Genomic DNA, 18,362 nt, shown 5'->3' on the forward strand with positions numbered 1-18,362 from the left:
TTCCTATTTAGTTTCACTGCTTGATGCGGATCGTAAATGACGACCGGTGGAATGCAGGTTTACCCGCAGGTAAATCGTAGAAATACTCTGCTTTCAGATATAATGTTGCGAACGCAACGAGTTTTGGTTACAAAAATTTCAGCGACAGGATCAAACAAAGCCGACCGTGTGGTCAAAAAAGCTTGCACGAGTCAGCCGAGCCTGTTTGTATTGATATCAATTGTCGGGGCAGGTGCCTTGGCAGCTGATACACACTCGCGTTGGGAGGAAGCGAAATGAAACTTACCATGAAAGCCACCTTGGCCGGTGCCTTTGCACTTGGACTGAGTGCAACCGCCAGCTTTGCACAGGACGTGACGCTGCGCTGCCAGCACTTCCTGCCGCCGAAGGGCTCAACCCCGCTATACTTCATGGCGCCGTGGGCCGAGAAAATCGAGAAAGACTCGGGTGGCCGCATCAAGGTTGAACTTTATCCGGCAATGCAGCTGGGCGGTAAACCGCAGGCTCTGTACGACCAGATCCGCGATGGCGTGATCGACTGTGGCTGGGCCCTGCCTGCCTATACTCCGGGCCGCTTCCCGGAAGCTGAAGCCTTCGAACTGCCGTTCATGACCTCGCGCAATGCTGCGGCGTCGTCGAAAGCAGCTTGGGAATTCTCGGAAAAGTATCTGATGGAGCGTATGGGCGACGTCAAACTGCTGGCCGTTCACGTACACGGCCCGGGCGTTATCCACAAAAAAGGCGAGCCGGTCATGGCTCTGTCCGACTTTGACGGTCTGAAACTGCGCGGCCCGTCGCGTCAGGCAAACGCCCTGTTTGAAACGCTGGGTGCAACGCCCGTTGGCATGCCTCTGCCGACCTTCCCGGAAAGCCTGTCAAAAGGCGTTGTTGAAGGTGGCGTTATTCCGTGGGAAATCGTTCCGCCGCTGAAAGTGCATGAACTGGCAGACAGCCACACCGAAATCCCCGGTGACCGTTCGCTGTACAACACCTTCTTCATCTGGGCGATGAACAAAGACACCTATGCTGGTCTGCCGGATGATCTGAAAGCCGTCATCGACGCGAACTCGGGTCTGGAAGCATCGGCTTGGGCAGGTGCGTCCTTCGACAAAGGTGACGTCATCGGTCGCGAGATCGTTGCAGGCACCGACAACAAGATCCACGAACTGGACCCGGCTCTGGTGGCTGAAATCCGCGCCATGGGTGACAAGCAGGTTGAAGCCTGGGCTGCTGACATGACCTCGAAAGGCCTGGACGGCGAAGGTATGGTTGCACTGGCGAAAGAGCTGGTTGCGAAATACTCGGACCAGTGATCTGGTAAAAAACACAGCTCCGGGTGGCCTGATGGGCTGCCCGGAGTTTTTCTTTGAAGTACAGGCATCAAGGCCCGTACTGAACCGTTAGAAGGGGGAAGGTCGTGGCAATCGCGAAATCTGCCGAGCTCCGGGTGGGGCGTATCATGGAATTTCTAAGCCGCTGGATGGCGTACTCGGGTGGTGCTGTGCTGGTTGGCATAGCCATGACCACAGTGGTCTCAATCATCGGGCGGGCGTTATCGGGCTATGGCCTGACGCCGGTCAAAGGCGACTTCGAGATCGTCGAGATGGGCTGTGCCATTGCCGTGTTCGCCTTCATGCCGTGGTGCCAGTTCAAACGTGGCCACGTTACGGTTGATATCTTCATCACACGACTTCCTGAGCGCATCCAAGCTTTGCTTGGTTTCATCGGAGACCTTTTCCTGACGGGCGCGGCCTTCATCATCCTGTGGCGGCTGTGGCTGGGCTTTGGCGAAAAGTTCCCCTTCGGGTCTGACGCGATCCGTGGCGTTTTTGGCATGGGGTCGAAACCTTTCTTCGCCGAAAGCACCTATGAATTGGAAGTTCCTCTGTGGATTCCCTTTGGCCTGTGTCTGATCGGCGCAGCTTTCTTCCTTGTGGTCGCCATCTATACGATGTGGCGATCCTTCAACTGGGTTCTTGATGGTAAGGAACAACGCGTATGACCGGAATTGAACTCGCGATTATCGCCTTTGCGCTGATGCTTCTGGCGATCTTCCTGCGCCTACCAATTGGTCTGGCCATGGGTCTGACCGGCTTTTTTGGCATCTGGTACATGATGGGGCGTCCGTCGGTGACGCTGAGCCAGCTGAAGACACTGTCTTACGACACATTCTCAAGCTATTCGCTGTCGATCGTGCCGCTGTTCCTGCTGATGGGGCAGTTTGCGACCAAGTCCGGCATGTCCGGAGCATTGTTTAATGCGGCCTCAGACTGGCTGGGGCACCGCAAGGGCGGCGTGGCCATGGCTGCCGTTGGTGCTTGTGCGGGCTTTGGTGCTGTGTGTGGGTCGTCGCTTGCGACTGCCTCGACGATGGGGCAGGTGGCTTTGCCCGAGATGCGCAAACGCGGCTATTCTGACGCACTGTCGACCGGCGTTCTGGCCGCAGGTGGTACGCTGGGTATCCTGATCCCCCCGTCGGTCATTCTGGTGATCTACGCGATCCTGACGGAACAGAACATCGTGAAGATGTTCATTGCGGCACTGGTGCCGGGCATTCTGGCGGCTCTTGGTTATATGCTGACCGTGGCTGTGATGGTGCGCATCAATCCCGACAGTGCCACGACCGCAGAACGTGTGCCCTATATCGAGAGATTCAAAACACTCCTGTCGATCTGGCCGGTTGTGGTGATCTTCGGTCTGGTCATGGGCGGTATCGCTGGTGACTGGAACTGGTCGAAAGTGGGCGTGCAAGCGTTGTTCACCCCGACCGAGGGTGCAGCTGTTGGCGCTGTTGCAACTGGCCTTTACGGTGTGATGACCGGCGGTCTGACGTGGAAAGGCTTCCTCGATAGCGTTCTGGCGACCGCGCAGTCCACCGCAATGATCTTCTTCATCGTGCTAGGCGCGCAGATTTTCAACTCGTTCCTGGCCTTTACCCAAGCCCCGCAGATGCTGGCCGAGTGGGTGACCGCACAAGGCTATGCGCCTTTGCTGGTATTGACGCTGATGCTGATCGCCTATCTCGTCTTCGGCTGCGTCATGGACAGCCTGTCGATGATCCTTCTGACCATTCCGATCTTCTATCCGATCATCGAAGTGCTGGACTTTGGCCTGACCCCAGAAGAGGCAGGAATCTGGTTCGGTATCCTTGCCTTGATCGTGGTCGAGGTCGGCTTGATCACGCCGCCGGTTGGCATGAATCTGTTCATCATCAACTCGATGGCGCGCGACATCCCGATGAGTGCGACCTATCGCGGCGTTGCTCCGTTCGTGCTGTCTGACCTGATCCGCGTGGTTGTACTGGTGGCCTTCCCGGGCATCACGCTCTGGCTGGTCGGGGTCCTGTTCTGACCAGATAAAAATTGCACGGGGCAAGGGCGGAAATGCCGTTGACCTTGCCCCGTGGCTTGGATATCCAAACCAAACAGTGCCCAAGTGGCGGAACGGTAGACGCAGGGGATTCAAAATCCCCCGCCTTCACGGGCGTGTGGGTTCGAATCCCACCTTGGGCACCACTTTCCCGCTGAATTCGTGATACATGTATGCAGGTGGAAAACCGGAGCATGACATGAGCGAAACACCCAAAGATCTCAATTCGTTGAACCGAGCGGCTGAGCTTTTGCACCACCGTGGGCAGGGGCTGTCCAAAGGTGATCCGATTGCACTTCCGATCACCACAAGTTCGATGTTTCATTTGCCCGGAGATCCGACTGGAACACCCGGGTATGGCCGTGTGGACAACCCCACATGGGAAGCTCTGGAAGACGCGCTGGCGATCCTGGAAGACGCGCCCTGCGTTGCGCTTCCGTCGGGGATGGCTGCCATTTCTGCTGCGTTGTTTGCAACGCTTGGGACCGGAAAACGCCTGTTGGTGCCGTCTGACGGGTATTATGTGACCCGCGTGATGTCGTCTGAATTTCTGGCTGCGTTTGGTGTGGAGGTGACCGAGAGATCAACCGCCCAGTTTGCCGAAGGTGGGTTTCAGGATTTCGATGTGGTCTTCATCGAATCTCCGTCCAATCCCGGGCTTGATCTATGTGACCTGCGGGCGATCAGTGCCGAGGTGCGTGCAGCGGGTGGGATCAGCATTGTGGACAACACCACTTTGACCCCCTTTGGACAGCGCCCTCTGGATCTTGGCGCGGATGTTGTCGTTGCTTCAGACACCAAGGCACCGGGCGGGCACTCTGATCTTCTGATGGGTCACGTGGCTACGCGAAATCCCGAAATTCTGGCGCGCATCAAAAATTGGCGGAAAATGTCTGGCGCCATACCCTCGCCACACGCCGCATGGGCGCTGTATCGCGGGCTTGAGACGCTAGAGCTGCGCTTTACCCGTATGTGCGACACGGCCGACATGATTGCTCCCGTTTTGGCCGCACATCCGGCCGTTCAGTCGACGCGCTTTCCGGGCCTTCCAACCGACCCCGCACATAATTTGTCCGCAACGCAGATGGCCCGGTTCGGCTTCTTGATCGGGATCGATCTTGGGTCCGAGGAACGGGCAGAACGCTTCATCAACCAAAGCCGATATTTGCGTCCCGCGACGTCTTTCGGTGGCGTTCACAGTTCTGCCGAGCGGCGTTCGCGGTGGGGAGACGATGTCCCCGCAGGATACGTCCGACTGTCTGTAGGCTGCGAGCCGCCCGAGGCTCTTTTGCAGGATCTGAGTGATTCCCTTGATCTGCTAGATCCCTAGGTCGACGTGCCATTTTTGCGCCGTATTTTGGCTTATCGGTAAGACTGATACCCACCATTGATCAGGTTTGCTGCACTCCAATCCACATATACGAGTACTGCTGCGTGGAAGGTCAGAAGATCGGTACTGTACTGATCTAAATAGAGAAACAATCTGCAGTAGTTTCTTGTGAGGTGAAATTGATCAGCGCATCGCTAAGGCCTTAATAATTAAAGATTTAACAATACGCTGGCCTGGATTGCGACAACCTCAACGTGAATGATGTCTTGTGCGGTGGGAACCGTATGGCGCGCGCTGGTTTTCGATCGAACATTTTCACACTTTGGGCACGATCTTTCACTATATTCCCCTCAATGAGAGCTGGAAAAACTGTTATTCAGCCAGCCATGACGAGTTGTGGATATACAATTTGGTACTTCGTGATTTCAGAATTGAGGACGAGTTGAGCGTATCGTGGCCGGGCGTACCAAACGTCCGAAGCGTTGCGTCCGTTTCGACGCAAAATGAATCTCGTCGTGCGAATCTTGGCGGGGCTTTGTCAGGTGTTTCAGCCAATACGATGGTCGAAACTGCGCGTGGTTCCATTGCAGCGCGGTCCTTACAGGCCGGAGATCAGGTGAAAACATTGAAGGGGCGGTATGCTCCCATTCAATGGTTGGGGCATTCTACGATGTCCAAAGATCGTAACGCCTCCCCAATCCGTTTTGCCGCCCTCTCAGATGGTCAATCAGGTGCCTTGCTCACACCCGGAAGTCTTGTTCTGGTCGACCATCCGTTCTGTGAAATGCTGACGGGAGAATCTCAGGTGGTTTGCACCGCGGATATGCTTGCCGAAGCAGGGCAGGCCGAGGCAGATGACACTGTGTCCCCCATGATGGTCCACATCCTTCTGGATAAGACCGAGATGATCCGCTGCGGGGACTACTGGGTGGAAAGCCTGATACCCGAGATTGACCTGATCCGCCGGGACGCACCCGAAGCGGCAGAAGAAATTCAGGCCGCATGCCCCAGATTGCGCAGCCAGCAGGGGATTGCGTCTTATCTGCGCGACCACCTCGTCATTGATCGACGCGAGGCAAGCGTCATTTTCGCAGAAGCTTAATCCTGTGATCTTCCCAACTGTGCCAGTCTTCGGGCGTATCCAGATCCAACACGGCGTTTTGGCTGGGTAGAGGAAACAGTTCGACCGCCTCTGAGATCAACAGTTCCTTTGCACCCTGATCTCCGGACAACGCCTCAAGTTTTGAACGATATCGTACCGGGAAGATTACCGGATGACCCGGTGTACCATCTTGGCTGGTCGCGCGAAGGATTGTCGTGCCGTCAAAGCGGGTCATTAATGACCGTAAGTCGTCCGTGGTCACATCCGGCAAGTCGGATAGCAAGACCATGATCCCCTCGATCGCAGCTGGCAGGGCTCTTACGGCGATAGATAGGCTGTCACCCATTCCCAGTGCGCTGTTGGGCACAGGAACGGGGATGGCAGAATACTGCGCGACAAGCTCGGCTTTTCGGGTGTTGGTTGGGACAGCCACATAAGGGACAACCCCGGCGACCGCGATCATACGAATACGATCTTCAAGAAGGCATTGCCCACTTGGCAATTGCATTAGAAGTTTGTCCCGCCCCATGCGCCGGGACAGTCCGGCGGCCAATAGTACAACTGCGATATTGGCCGCCGACATGTGTTACTTTTCCGGGATCAGACCGCGTGGACTGAAACGAAGGACCAAGAGCAATACGATCCCCATCGAGAACAGACGCATATGCGCAGCAGAGTCGATGAGGTGCGCTTTCAACGCTGATCCATCCTCGAGCCCCGAGGTGACGACTGACATCAACCAATGGCCAATCGGTTCTACCTGAATCCACAGGAACCAGATCAGGAAAGCACCCAGAACAGACCCAAGGTTGTTACCCGATCCGCCAACAATCACCATCACCCAGATCAAGAAGGTAAAGCGCAGGGGCTGATAGGTACCCGGCACAAGCTGACCATCCAATGTGGTCATCATGGCGCCCGCCAAGCCGCAGAGAGCTGATCCCAAGACAAAGATCTGCAGATGTCGCCTGGTGACATCCTTGCCCATCGCCTGCGCTGCGACTTCGTTGTCACGGATCGCGCGCATCATTCGACCCCAGGGCGAGTTCAGCGACAATTGTGCGAAGATGATCAGGACCACCAGAACGACTGTAAACAACGCCGAATAGGACAGTTTGACCGCGAGGGTCGAAGCTGTGGTCACATCCAGCCCAAGGCTGTCGGCGCGTGCCACAAAGTCAGCGCTTTGTTGAAGGTCGACCTCGTAAGGGACCGGACGGGGCAAGCCGATGACGTTTTTCACGCCGCGGGCCATCCAATCTTCGTTCTTAATGACGGCGATGACAATTTCGGAAATACCCAGCGTTGCGATCGCCAGATAGTCCGAGCGTAGACCCAGAGCGATCTTGCCCACGATCCATGCGGCGCCTGCGGCCAACAGACCGCCAACAGGCCACGCCAAAACCGTCATATAGCCATGCGCCTTATAGTTATCGGGGCCACCGGGATTCAGACCGCCCAGATATCCGGTTTGCGCAGGGTTGATGGCCTCAACTCCTGCAACGCCTGCGTCAAAGATGAAGCGATACAGGAAGAAGCCCGCAATCAGCGTGCCAACAATGGCCAAACTGCGGTTGCGGCCAGCCGCCATTCGGCTGTGAAGCAGCACTGCTGCCACAACCGTGGCCGCACCGACCAGAAGGCCGAACACAATGCCAACACCACCCGAGCTCCACGCGCCGGGGGTGGTGGGCATGGCCACAAGCACCGTGGCCAAGCCCCCAAGTGCGACGAAGCCCATGATCCCGACGTTGAACAGGCCTGCGTAACCCCATTGCAGGTTTACGCCCAACGCCATGATGGCCGAGATCAGCGCCATATTCAGAATGGTCAGGGACGCGTTCCAGCTGCCTGCAAAGATCCACCAATCGGTCGTGCCTTGAAGGATGAACAGAAGCGCGACGGCGCCAAACAGAAGCGGAGTACGAAGAGATTGGCTCATACCGATTGCCCCTTGAATAGACCTGTAGGTTTGAACAGCAGCACGACGATCAGGATCACGAAGCTGACTGCGAATTTATAGTCGGTGGACATCAGCTGTACGAGGCTGGATGGCTCCAGGCTTTCAGGCAGCAGATAAACCGCGACTTTCTTCCAAGCATAGGTGATCGTGACCTCGGAGAACGCAATGACGAACCCGCCTGCGATGGCTCCCAATGGATTTCCCAGACCGCCTACGATGGCCGAGGCAAAGATCGGCAGCAGCAGCTGGAAGTAGGTGAATGGTTTGAAGCTTTTATCAAGCCCATACAGCGTGCCCGCGATGGTGATCAGGGCCGCCACGATGATCCACGTGATCATCACCACGCGCTCGGGGTTGATGCCCGACAGAAGCGCCAGATCCTCGTTGTCCGAGAACGCGCGCATCGATTTACCGGTGCGGGTACGGTTCAGGAACCAGAACAGAACCGCCACCACGATGATCGCTGTCACAATGGTGATGCCCTGCGAGGTCTTGAAGGCCAGACCTTCGTTCAACCCGGTTGCGTTTTTAAAGTCACGCGCCTTGATGATGAAACGTTCACCATCCGCAAAGCGCTGCTCTCCGGGGCCGATGATGAAGCGCACGATGCCGTTCATGATGAACATCACACCCATCGAGGCCATGACGAACACAATCGGTTTCGCTTTCACACGGCGATAGAAACGGTACACCGTGCGATCCGTTACAATCAGCAGAATTGACGTGACGAAGATGCCGAAGGGCAGGGCCAGAAGGGCGGTCGGCAGCGGGTGAATTGACAGTCCCATCGACTGGAACCACCAGGTAAATAGGATCGTCACCATCGCACCAAAGGCCATCGTGTCGCCATGGGCGAAGTTCGAGAACCGCAGGATGCCATAGATCAGCGTGACCCCCAGCGCACCAAGCGCCAGCTGGCTGCCATAGGCCATCGCGGGGATTAAAACAAAGTTGGAAAGCGCGACGAGCGCGTTCAGAAAGTCCATTCTTAGCCTCCCAAAAACGATTGGCGGACTTCTGGGTCGGCCAAAAGCTCTTTTCCAGATCCCGTATGCGCGTTGCAACCTTGAACAAGGACATAGCCTTTGTCCGCAATCTCAAGCGCTTGGCGGGCATTTTGTTCGACCATCAGGATCGAGATCCCGGTGCGGGCGACCTCGATAATCCGGTCAAACAGCTCGTCCATCACGATCGGGCTGACGCCCGCGGTGGGTTCGTCCAGCATCAACACGGTCGGTTTTGTCATCAGCGCACGGCCAACGGCCACCTGCTGACGTTGACCGCCCGATAGCTCTCCGGCTGGCTGGTTGCGCTTTTCGCGCAGGATTGGGAAAAGCTCATAGACTTGCTCGATCGTCTCATAGATGTCGTCGGTACGGATGAAGCCGCCCATCTCGAGGTTCTCTTCGACAGTCATCGACGTGAAGATGTTGTGGGTCTGCGGCACAAAGCCCATGCCTTTGCGCACCCGGTCCTGAGGCGACAGGTTCGTGATGTCTTCACCACCCAGTCGCACCGCGCCCGAGCGCACGTTCAACATGCCAAATACGGCCTTCATGCCGGTGGACTTACCCGCGCCATTGGGTCCGACGATCACGGCGATCTCGCCTTTGTCGACGGCAATGGTGCAGTCATGCAGAATGTCCGGGCCCTTGCCGTAGCCGCCGGTCATGCTGTCTCCGATGAGGAAAGGTTCGCTCATTATGCGTCCTCTTTCTTATTCTTCAAACCGGTGCCCAGATAGGCTTCGATCACCTGTTCGTTGGCTTTGATCTCGGCCAGAGTGCCTTCAGCCAGCACTTTGCCTTCCGCCATACAGATCACCGGATCGCAGATTTTCTCGATGAAATCCATGTCGTGTTCGATGACGACGAAGGTGTAGCCGCGTTCTTCATTCAGGCGTTTGATCGCGTCAGCGATGGTGTAAAGCAGCGTGCGGTTCACGCCTGCGCCCACTTCGTCCAGAAAGACGATTTTGGCGTCGACCATCATGGTGCGGCCCAGCTCGAGAAGCTTCTTTTGTCCACCCGAAATCTCGCCTGCACGCAGGTTCGAGATGTGCGAGATTGTCAGGAACTCCAGCACCTCATCGGCTTTGGCTTTCAGTGCGCGTTCTTCATCCGCGATGCGTTTGCGCCCGAACCACGTGTCCCACAGGCGTTCGCCGGACTGGCCGCCGGGCACCATCATCAGGTTCTCGCGGCAGGTCATGGACCCGAACTCATGCGCGATCTGGAAGGTGCGCAAAAGCCCTTTATGGAACAGCTCGTGCGGGGGCAGGCCGGTAATATCCTCGCCCGCCATGGTGATCCGACCCGAGGTCGGCTTCAACACGCCCGCGATGACATTGAACAGCGTCGTTTTGCCCGCGCCATTGGGGCCGATCAGTCCGGTGATGGACTTGTCCTGGATGGTCAGGGTTGCCCCATCAACGGCGCGAAAGCCGCCAAAGTGCTTGTGGACATCCTCGATGACGATCATGTGAATTCTCCTGCCACTTTAAGTTTATGGCGTAACTTACGGAAACAGCCCGGAAAACTCCGGGCTGTTTCAGGTCTACATGGCGTTAGATTAACGGTATTGAACCGTCATCATTTTGCCGCCTTCAATCTTGATCTCGCGGTAAGAACCGGCAGCTTCGCCACCGTCTACCAGCTCAACTGCGGTTGCGCCGACATAGTCGATCTCGCCGCCGTCTGCCAGGATCTGCAGGCCTTTGGCCAGTTCACCCGGATAGATCTTTTCGCCTGGTGCGTTGGCAACCATTTCGACTTTCGATGCATAGTCGCCCGGTTCAGCCGAACCAGCAGCCTGCATGGCAAGCATGATCAGAGCAGCAGCGTCATAGCTTTCGCCGGTGTAGGGCGAGGTTACGTCGAACTTGTCACCGACCATTTCGGCGAAAGTAGCAGCACCGGGGCTATCGGTGCCCGGAACCTGGCCGGTCGATCCGTCGATCTCGGAGCCGAAGTTGGCTTCAAGGTTCGAACCAATCATGCCATCGGGGAAGTGGAAGGTGTCAAATGCACCGGTATCCAGCGCACCGCGCACGATGCCTGCACCACCTTGGTCCACATAGCCAGCCACGACCAGCACGTCGCCACCAGCCGAGGCCAGAGCGCCGACTTCAGCTGTGTAGTCAGCTTTGCCGTCCTCGTGGGAGGCCACGATGGTTACTTCGCCACCAGCGGCTTCAAACGCGGCTTTGAACGCGTCAGCCATGCCTTTGCCGTAGTCGTTGTTGGTGTAGGTCACAGCAACCGAGCCCACGCCGTTTTCTTTCAGGATGTTCGCCATCACGTCCGACTGACGGGCATCCGAAGGTGCGGTACGGAAGAACAGGCCGTTGTCCTCGGCGGTCGACAGACCCGGCGAAGTCGCCGAAGGCGAGATCATTACGATGCCGTTGGGCAGGGCCACGTTGGCCAGAACGGCGCCGGTCACACCCGAGCAATCCGGGCCCATCAGGCCTTTGACACCGTCCCCGGTGATCAGACGTTCAGCTGCGGCGGTTGCGGCTGCACTGTCAACACAGGTCGAATCAGCGCGCACGCTTACGACGGCTTTACCACCCAGAAGCAGACCCGAGGCCGACACTTCTTCCATCGCCAGTTCAGCGCCGCCTGCCATGTGCGGGGTCAGGCTTTCGATCGGGCCAGTGTAGCCAAGAATGGTGCCAAGCTTGATTGCGTGGTCGTCAGCATATGCAACGCCGCCAACGAGTGCAGTTGCGGCGGTCGCCATAAGAAGTCTTTTCATTTTCCTCTCCCAATTGGAAATTCTGATCGTGAGCCTAGGCGCGGATATCGGAAAAGAAAAGGCCGAAGCAGAGGATTTGCTCAAAAAACCACCGAGGGTTTCGGGCCGTCAGGATCCGGTCGCAACAAGGTATAATAATCGCTGTCGCACCATTCTCCATTGATCTGGATGGTCGAGCGCGCAGAATGCGTCAGCTTGAATCCGAAATGCGTCAACAACCGAGCTGAAGCACCATTTCTGGGGTCAATTTCAGCTGTGATTTCATTGAGATCGGGATAGCGTTCCCAAGTTGCTGAGATGATCACCTCAAGCGCTTCGCGTGCCAAGCCGTGCCCCCAATAATCGGGATGCAGGATGTACCCCAGTTCAGCGACCCGCCAAAGACCAGCTTTGCCAACCACCTCACCGTTGCATTCGATGACGAACTCCAGCCCCGTCTCGGCAGACGAGGCGATCATCCCCTTTAGGGTCTTTTCAGTCTTGGAACGTGAATCGTGGGCCGAATGGCTCCAGTACCGCATCGCGTCCGAGTTCGAGAACACCCGAGACAGCGCAGACAGATCCTCGGGCTGCGGTGGTCGAAGTAAAAGCCGTTCGGTGCGCAGGATCACGCAGGTTTTGCCCCGCGGCTGCCACGTTCACGATAGGGCGTGGTGTCATAATGCGACCGGTAGCATTTCGAGAAATGCGAGGGGCTGGAGAAGCCACAGGACAAGGCGACGTTGATGACGCTCATATCGGTCTGCATCAAAAGGTTTCGCGCTTTTTGCAGACGAAGTTCCATATAGTACCGCTTTGGCGATCGGTTCAGATAGCGGCGGAACAGGCGTTCAAGCTGTCGGGTGGACATACCCACTTCGCTGGCCAGAACCGAAGGCGAGATCGGCTCTTCGATATTGGCCTCCATCTTGCGGATCACATCGCTGAGCTTGGGGTGGCGCACACCGATGCGGGTGGGCACAGACAGGCGCTGACTGTCGCTTTCGGTCCGGATCGTCGTATAGATCTGCTGATCCGCAACCACGTTGGCCACGTCTTCGCCCTGATCTTCAGCGATAATCTTCAGGATCAGGTCAATCGCCGCGGTACCGCCTGCAGCGGTCATGATCTTTCCGTCAACCACGAAGACGCGCTTTGTCAGCTCGACCTCGTCGAACTCCTCGGTAAAACTGTCGTGGTTTTCCCAGTGAATTGTGGCGCGTTTGTCGTTCAGAAGACCGGTCTTGGCCAGAATATGCGCCGCTGTGCACAGCCCTGCGATACGCACTCCGCGACGGGCCTCGCGCCGTAGCCAGTTCAACAGCTTGGTGCTGCACTTGCTTTGCACGTCGACGCCCGACACCAGAACCAGTGTGTCATCGCGGCGAAGTTCCTCCAATGGACCATCTGCCAGAAAGCTGGGACCCGCAGACGAGGTAACTTCACTGCCGTCTTCAGACAGGATCACCCAGTCATAAAGCTTCTTCCCGCTGGCACGGTTGGCGATCCGAAGCGCATCAACGGCGCCTGCGAAACTTAGAAGGGTAAACCCGTCGACCAGAACGAAAACAAACCGCTGTGCGGCTTGTTCATTCATCTGTGACAGTTTGGTCATCCGACTCACCCTTTTCTTCATGGGTTCATTAAAGGTAGCGACGAATTCAACAGGTTTGGATGCTCGCAGCAAGTCGCTTTTTTTCCAATGATAGCGCACTATTACTTTTGCGACAAACGATGGGAAATTTCCGTCATAATCTTGTTTCACAACTCTATTTGCACGTTAACGACGGACAGGATAGAAGAGGCATCGCCCGAATAGGGGGCGAAGATTGATTGTTTACGGAGAAAATCATGACGGAGTGGGACAAGTCGACCTGGCGCAACAAGCCAAGGGTACAGATGCCAGACTATACCGACCCGGCCGCATTGGCCGCAGTCGAGGCGCAGCTTGCAAAGTATCCGCCGTTGGTTTTTGCCGGCGAGGCCATGCGTTTGCGCGAAGAACTAGGTCGTGCATCGCGCGGCGAGGCGTTCCTGCTGCAAGGCGGAGACTGTGCCGAAAGCTTCGCTGATTTCTCGGCAGATGGCATTCGTGACACGTTCAAAGTTATGCTGCAGATGGCGATGGTATTAACCTTCGGTGCCAAGGTTCCGGTCATCAAGGTCGGTCGTATGGCCGGTCAGTTCGCCAAACCGCGTTCGGCCCCGACCGAGACTTTGGAAGGCGTTGAGCTGCCCAGCTACCGTGGTGATATCATCAACGAACTGGACTTCACCTCGGACGCCCGGATCCCGGACCCTCGGAAGATGTTGCAAGCCTATACGCAATCGGCTGCGACCTTGAACCTTCTGCGTGCGTTCTCGACCGGTGGTTTGGCGGATGTACATCAGGTGCACAAATGGACGCTGGACTTTACCGCTTCGGGCGAGGCCGAAAAGTACCGCGCCATGGCCGAACGTATTCAGGACAGCCTTGATTTCATGCAATCGGCTGGCGTGACCGCAGATCGTATGCACACGCTGCAGACCGTCGACTTCTACACGTCACATGAAAGCCTGCTGCTGGAATATGAAGAAGCGCTGACCCGTCTGGATGCCACGACTGGCAAGACCGTAGCAGGTTCCGGCCACATGCTGTGGATCGGTGACCGTACCCGTCAGCCTGACGGCGCACATGTTGAATTCCTGCGCGGTGTGATCAACCCGATTGGTTTGAAATGCGGTCCGACCACGACCGCCGAAGATCTGAAGGTTCTGTTGGAAAAGCTGAACCCAGAGAACGAAGCAGGCCGCCTGACCCTGATCGCGCGATTTGGTGCTGGAAACGTAGCCGAACACCTGCCGCGTCTGATCAAGACCGTACAGGAAGAAGGCGCCAACGTGGTTTGGTCCTGTGACCCGATGCACGGCAACACGATCAAGTCGGCCTCGGGCTATAAAACCCGCCCGTTCGACAGCGTGTTGAAAGAGGTTCAGGAATTCTTCGCCGTCCACAAGGCCGAAGGTTCGGTTCCCGGTGGCGTACATTTCGAGATGACCGGCTCGGACGTGACCGAATGCACTGGCGGCGTGCGTGCCGTGACCGACGAAGATCTTTCGGATCGCTATCATACCGCCTGCGACCCGCGCCTGAACGCCAGCCAGTCTCTGGAACTGGCCTTCCTGGTGGCAGAAGAGCTTTCGTCGCGTCGCAATGGCGATGCGTTGGCCGCCAAAGCCAGCTAAGCGTCTTTGCAGTTTAAAATGAAAACGCCCCGGCATTGTCTGACGCATTCCGTGCTGTAGGAGGCAATTGGTAATAAGCCGCAGAGCTTTGGTTGGCTCCACCGAAAAACGGTGGAGCCAATTTTGATAGATTGGGCGGAAAAGAACCGTTCGCTGCGATGAGCATCAAAGTCCGCAAAAGCGGGACTATCACGACATTCGCTCCGAGCTTCCAAATGACTAATCTGTTTGCATGTAGCGTCCGACTTGAAACAAGGCGGGTTTCGAAAATGACAGGTTGTCAAAATCTCATCCAGACAACGCCCGGTTTGCACTCCTTTCAGTGAGGTCAGGCGACTTCGAACAAAGATGCGGCCCCCATACCTCCGCCAATGCACATGGACGTAACCACGTACTTTACACCACGGCGCCTACCTTCAAGCAAAGCATGCCCGACTTGTCTCGCGCCCGTCATACCGTAGGGGTGGCCAATCGAAATGGCACCGCCATTCACGTTGTAGACTTCCGGATCAATACCAAGATGATCGCGGCAATACAGAACCTGGCAGGCGAAGGCTTCGTTAAGCTCCCAAAGGCCGATGTCTTCGATGCGAAGACCTGCATTCTTCAGCAGCTTTGGAATGGCATAGATCGGGCCGACACCCATCTCTTCCGGTGCGTTTCCTGCAACTGCCATACCGCGATAAATGCCGAGCGGTGTGAGCCCCTGTTGCTCAGCCAATTTGCCTTCCATGAGAACGCAAGCGGAAGCGCCATCTGAGAGCTGGCTTGCGTTTCCTGCGGTAATCACGCCTCCTTCGACAACCGGGTTCAGCCCGCCCAGTGCTTCGGTCGTCGTACTCGGTCGATTGCCTTCGTCTTTTGACAAGGTCACCTCTTCCAGGGTTTCCTCTCCGGTTTCGCGGTTCTTGACCCGCTTTATAGCAGTGATCGGAACGATCTCGTCATCAAAGGCGCCAGCGGCCTGAGCCCGAGCCGTCCGACCTTGGGAAAGTGCAGCGTATTCATCCTGCACCTCGCGGCTGATCCCATAGGTCCGCGCCACATTTTCCGCGGTCATCAGCATCGGCATATAGGCATGCTCTGATTGGGCGATAACGTTTGGATCTTTCTCATCGCCCGCCCATTTCAGATAAGCATTCTGCAGGGCGGAAATATTTTCCTGCCCGCCCGCCACGGCAACGTTCTGACCATCCACAATGACCTGCTTTGCAGCTGTCGCAATGGCCATCAACCCGGAGGAACATTGCCTGTCGATCGTCTGTCCTGCCACCGTATTGGGAAGGCCCGCCGCCAGCGCCGATAAACGGGCGACATTCATGCCTGCTGTCCCCGCCGTAAGGACCGATCCGATGACGACATCTTCGATCGTACCGGGGTCCACGCCTGCACGTTCAACCGCGTGCTGAATGGCGTGCCCCATCATGGTAGGGGATTTGATGTTGTTCAGCGCACCTTTGAAGGCAACCCCAATAGGGGTTCGTGCGGTTGAGACGATAACGGCTTCTCTCATGATTTTTCCTTTTTGGCATCAAAATACGCGGTAAGTGTCACGCCCGAGGTTGCGAGTTCTTCCAACAAAGGCGCAGGCGTGAACCACATCTCGCCATAGGCGCCAAGCGACTGCCGATAGTGGTTCATGCGTTCCAGAATCTGGCTCAATCCAATCTCGTCGGCGTAGTGCATCGGGCCGCCGCGCCAGTTTGGAAAGCCATAACCATTGACCCAGATCAGGTCGCAATCACCCGGGCGCGTTGCAATGCCCTCTTCAAGGATGAGAAAGCCCTCGTTGATTAAGGGATAGAGGGATCGCTCAAGGATTTCCTGATCGTCGATGTCCCGGGGCGTCATTCCATGTAAGTCTGCTAACTCGGCGCTGATTTGAACAACCTCGGGATCTTCAACTCGTGTCCGGCCGTCGTAGACATAGCTTCCTCGCCCGGTTTTCTGGCCCAGTCGGCCCAACTCAAACAGTTTGTCCTGCACAGCCTGGTAAGTCGGGTCATGTGCGATTTCACTTCGCCGTTCCTGGCGTACGCGTGCGCCCACATCGACCCCGGCCAGATCTGCCATCGCGTGAATGCCCATGGCCATGCCGAAGTTCTCAAGGACGTCATCCACCTGTTTCGGCGTCGCCCCCTCAAGAAGCAGACGAGAACCTTCGCGGAAGTATGGCTCGAGCATCCGGTTTCCAACAAAGCCGTAGCACACGCCAACCGTGACAGGGAGCTTTCGGATCTTCTTTGCGACTGTGATTGCTGTTGCAATGACATCCGGAGCGGTCTTGGCGCCGCGCACCACCTCCAGCAAGCGCATGACATTGGCCGGGCTGAAGAAATGGAGACCAATCACATCCTCCGGACGGGATGTGACCGCGGCGATTTCATCAAGATCCAACGTCGATGTGTTTGAGGCCAGTATCGCGCCGGGTTTGGCGTGCTGGCCCAACGCTTCGAAAATCTGGCGTTTGACATTCATGCTTTCAAACGCCGCTTCAATGATCAGGTCGGCCTCTGCGAGGTCGCCGTAGCTGAGCGTCCCGGTGGCGTTGGATACGATGGCCTCTGCCCGATCGGCACTGAGCCGCCCTTTTTGAGCCGCACGCTGAAAATGCTCCCGGACCTTTTCCAGCCCCTGTTCGAGCGCGCCTTGCGTGGTTTCAAGAAGCGTGACCGGATATCCCGCCTGCAGAAAGGCGATGGCAATGCCGCGCCCCATTGTTCCGGCACCGATCACAGCGACCGATGAAATGCTACGTGGTTGGTCAGCACGGGTAACGCCGGGAACCTTGGTGCATTCACGCTCTGCAAAGAACAGATGCCGCCCCGCGCGCGATTGAGGTGTGTCGAGCAGTTCAGCGAAACCTGCCTTCTCTTGTGCCAACCCCTCGGCCAGCGGCATTTCGCACGCGGCCTCGATGGACACCAAACATCGTTCAGGGGCGACAAGGTTTTTGGACGTGTGCGCTATCTGGTCTCGGAAACCCGTCAGATATCCCTTCGGATCAGGGTGTGTGACGGTCATATCCGCGCAACTGCGTTTCGGATCGCCCTCATGGCTGACACGGGTGGCGAAACCCAAAACATGCGCGCGAAAATCCTGGTTGTTTTCAAGCAGCGCGTCGACCAGCCCACAAGACAGGGCATATTCGCCTTTCACGGGATCACCCGAGAGGATCATTTGCGTTGCCGCTTCCAGCCCGGAAATCCGGGGTAGTCGCTGGGTGCCGCCGGCACCAGGCAGCAGCCCCAGTTTGATCTCAGGTAGGCCCATCACGGCATCCGGCGTGGCGACACGGTAATCACAGGCAAGCGCGATCTCCAGCGCACCACCCATAGCGGGACCTGCTATCGCGGCGATAATGGGTTTTTTGCTGGTTTCAATCGTTACACACAGGTTTGGCAGGTCCGGCTTGTCCCAAACTGCCCCGGTACGGAACTCGACGATGTCAGCGCCGCCGCAAAAGAGCGGCAGAGCCGAGCATAGAACGATAGCTTTGACCTGTTCATCGGCGTCCAACTCGTGGATGGCCGAGGAAAGCGCCTGCCGCATCTTCAGGCCAAGAGCGTTCACTGGCGGGGCATTCAGCTCAATGAAAGCGACACCCTCGGTGTGTTTAATGGAAATCATGTTTG

16 protein-coding genes and 1 tRNA gene are annotated in these 18,362 nt (G+C 56.8%); 7 read left to right on the top strand and 10 right to left on the bottom strand.

What is annotated here, in order from left to right:
• Positions 1–275 precede the first annotated feature (275 nt).
• From ALP8811_RS06560 to ALP8811_RS06585, 6 genes are all read left to right on the top strand, one after another.
• Complete coding sequence (locus ALP8811_RS06560) at positions 276–1,313, top strand: TRAP transporter substrate-binding protein (RefSeq protein WP_108856337.1); 1,038 nt, start codon at positions 276–278, stop codon at positions 1,311–1,313.
• Between the two features lie 104 nt (positions 1,314–1,417).
• Positions 1,418–2,002 (top strand): TRAP transporter small permease, encoded by a 585-nt coding sequence (locus ALP8811_RS06565; protein ID WP_108856338.1) that lies wholly within the window; start codon positions 1,418–1,420, stop codon positions 2,000–2,002.
• Positions 1,999–3,351 carry a TRAP transporter large permease gene (locus ALP8811_RS06570; RefSeq protein ID WP_108856339.1) on the top strand — a complete coding sequence of 451 codons (1,353 nt, stop codon included), beginning with the start codon at positions 1,999–2,001 and terminating at the stop codon, positions 3,349–3,351. Before ALP8811_RS06565 ends, ALP8811_RS06570 begins: the two co-directional genes overlap by 4 nt.
• Before the next feature lie 78 nt (positions 3,352–3,429).
• Positions 3,430–3,515: transfer RNA gene (locus ALP8811_RS06575), tRNA-Leu, on the top strand.
• A gap of 53 nt (positions 3,516–3,568) precedes the next feature.
• Positions 3,569–4,699 carry a cystathionine gamma-lyase gene (locus ALP8811_RS06580; RefSeq protein ID WP_108856340.1) on the top strand — a complete coding sequence of 377 codons (1,131 nt, stop codon included), beginning with the start codon at positions 3,569–3,571 and terminating at the stop codon, positions 4,697–4,699.
• 559 nt (positions 4,700–5,258) lie between these two features.
• Positions 5,259–5,801 (top strand): Hint domain-containing protein, encoded by a 543-nt coding sequence (locus ALP8811_RS06585; protein ID WP_108856341.1) that lies wholly within the window; start codon positions 5,259–5,261, stop codon positions 5,799–5,801.
• Here the strand turns inward: ALP8811_RS06585 and ALP8811_RS06590 are convergent.
• From ALP8811_RS06590 to ALP8811_RS06625, 8 genes are all read right to left on the bottom strand, one after another.
• Entirely contained in the window at positions 5,782–6,384 is a 603-nt protein-coding gene (locus ALP8811_RS06590; protein ID WP_108856342.1) for a nucleotidyltransferase family protein, read from the bottom strand. The genes ALP8811_RS06585 and ALP8811_RS06590 overlap by 20 nt on opposite strands.
• Before the next feature lie 3 nt (positions 6,385–6,387).
• Positions 6,388–7,743, bottom strand: a complete 1,356-nt coding sequence (locus tag ALP8811_RS06595) for a branched-chain amino acid ABC transporter permease (protein ID WP_108856343.1) — start codon at positions 7,741–7,743, stop codon at positions 6,388–6,390.
• Entirely contained in the window at positions 7,740–8,750 is a 1,011-nt protein-coding gene (locus ALP8811_RS06600) for a branched-chain amino acid ABC transporter permease (protein WP_108856344.1), read from the bottom strand. The genes ALP8811_RS06595 and ALP8811_RS06600 overlap by 4 nt, the downstream gene beginning before the upstream one ends.
• Before the next feature lie 2 nt (positions 8,751–8,752).
• Positions 8,753–9,466 (bottom strand): ABC transporter ATP-binding protein, encoded by a 714-nt coding sequence (locus tag ALP8811_RS06605; protein ID WP_108856345.1) that lies wholly within the window; start codon positions 9,464–9,466, stop codon positions 8,753–8,755.
• A complete protein-coding gene (locus tag ALP8811_RS06610; protein ID WP_108856346.1) occupies positions 9,466–10,245 on the bottom strand; it encodes an ABC transporter ATP-binding protein in 780 nt (259 codons plus the stop codon). Before ALP8811_RS06610 ends, ALP8811_RS06605 begins: the two co-directional genes overlap by 1 nt.
• A 90-nt stretch (positions 10,246–10,335) precedes the next feature.
• A complete protein-coding gene (locus tag ALP8811_RS06615; protein WP_108856347.1) occupies positions 10,336–11,523 on the bottom strand; it encodes an ABC transporter substrate-binding protein in 1,188 nt (395 codons plus the stop codon).
• Positions 11,524–11,603: 80 nt separating this feature from the next.
• Positions 11,604–12,134: a GNAT family N-acetyltransferase gene (locus tag ALP8811_RS06620; protein ID WP_108856348.1), complete on the bottom strand. Its 531-nt coding sequence runs from the start codon at positions 12,132–12,134 to the stop codon at positions 11,604–11,606.
• On the bottom strand, positions 12,131–13,117 hold the full coding sequence (locus ALP8811_RS06625; protein ID WP_108856349.1) for a GlxA family transcriptional regulator: 987 nt from the start codon (positions 13,115–13,117) through the stop codon (positions 12,131–12,133). Before ALP8811_RS06625 ends, ALP8811_RS06620 begins: the two co-directional genes overlap by 4 nt.
• 236 nt (positions 13,118–13,353) lie before the next feature.
• On the opposite strand from ALP8811_RS06625, the gene ALP8811_RS06630 reads away from it, so the two are divergent.
• Entirely contained in the window at positions 13,354–14,727 is a 1,374-nt protein-coding gene (locus tag ALP8811_RS06630) for a class II 3-deoxy-7-phosphoheptulonate synthase (protein ID WP_108856350.1), read from the top strand.
• 328 nt (positions 14,728–15,055) lie between these two features.
• Here the strand turns inward: ALP8811_RS06630 and ALP8811_RS06635 are convergent, their stop codons facing one another.
• Both ALP8811_RS06635 and ALP8811_RS06640 read right to left on the bottom strand, forming a co-directional pair.
• Positions 15,056–16,240, bottom strand: a complete 1,185-nt coding sequence (locus tag ALP8811_RS06635; protein ID WP_108856351.1) for an acetyl-CoA C-acyltransferase — start codon at positions 16,238–16,240, stop codon at positions 15,056–15,058.
• Positions 16,237–18,357 (bottom strand): 3-hydroxyacyl-CoA dehydrogenase NAD-binding domain-containing protein, encoded by a 2,121-nt coding sequence (locus ALP8811_RS06640; protein WP_108856352.1) that lies wholly within the window; start codon positions 18,355–18,357, stop codon positions 16,237–16,239. The genes ALP8811_RS06635 and ALP8811_RS06640 overlap by 4 nt, the downstream gene beginning before the upstream one ends.
• Positions 18,358–18,362: the final 5 nt, after the last annotated feature.

This window comes from Aliiroseovarius pelagivivens (assembly GCF_900302485.1).
Lineage (GTDB): Bacteria > Pseudomonadota > Alphaproteobacteria > Rhodobacterales > Rhodobacteraceae > Aliiroseovarius > Aliiroseovarius pelagivivens.

Excerpts from the sequence above, each read along its gene's own strand:
- ALP8811_RS06560 (WP_108856337.1), top strand. The coding sequence starts at position 276 with ATGAAACTTACCATGAAAGCCACCTTGGCCGGTGCCTTTGCACTTGGA.
- ALP8811_RS06570 (WP_108856339.1), top strand. The coding sequence starts at position 1,999 with ATGACCGGAATTGAACTCGCGATTATCGCCTTTGCGCTGATGCTTCTG.
- ALP8811_RS06580 (WP_108856340.1), top strand. The coding sequence starts at position 3,569 with ATGAGCGAAACACCCAAAGATCTCAATTCGTTGAACCGAGCGGCTGAG.
- ALP8811_RS06585 (WP_108856341.1), top strand. The coding sequence starts at position 5,259 with ATGGTCGAAACTGCGCGTGGTTCCATTGCAGCGCGGTCCTTACAGGCC.
- ALP8811_RS06590 (WP_108856342.1), bottom strand. The coding sequence starts at position 6,384 with ATGTCGGCGGCCAATATCGCAGTTGTACTATTGGCCGCCGGACTGTCC.
- ALP8811_RS06595 (WP_108856343.1), bottom strand. The coding sequence starts at position 7,743 with ATGAGCCAATCTCTTCGTACTCCGCTTCTGTTTGGCGCCGTCGCGCTT.
- ALP8811_RS06600 (WP_108856344.1), bottom strand. The coding sequence starts at position 8,750 with ATGGACTTTCTGAACGCGCTCGTCGCGCTTTCCAACTTTGTTTTAATC.
- ALP8811_RS06605 (WP_108856345.1), bottom strand. The coding sequence starts at position 9,466 with ATGAGCGAACCTTTCCTCATCGGAGACAGCATGACCGGCGGCTACGGC.
- ALP8811_RS06610 (WP_108856346.1), bottom strand. The coding sequence starts at position 10,245 with ATGATCGTCATCGAGGATGTCCACAAGCACTTTGGCGGCTTTCGCGCC.
- ALP8811_RS06615 (WP_108856347.1), bottom strand. The coding sequence starts at position 11,523 with ATGAAAAGACTTCTTATGGCGACCGCCGCAACTGCACTCGTTGGCGGC.
- ALP8811_RS06625 (WP_108856349.1), bottom strand. The coding sequence starts at position 13,117 with ATGACCAAACTGTCACAGATGAATGAACAAGCCGCACAGCGGTTTGTT.
- ALP8811_RS06630 (WP_108856350.1), top strand. The coding sequence starts at position 13,354 with ATGACGGAGTGGGACAAGTCGACCTGGCGCAACAAGCCAAGGGTACAG.
- ALP8811_RS06635 (WP_108856351.1), bottom strand. The coding sequence starts at position 16,240 with ATGAGAGAAGCCGTTATCGTCTCAACCGCACGAACCCCTATTGGGGTT.
- ALP8811_RS06640 (WP_108856352.1), bottom strand. The coding sequence starts at position 18,357 with ATGATTTCCATTAAACACACCGAGGGTGTCGCTTTCATTGAGCTGAAT.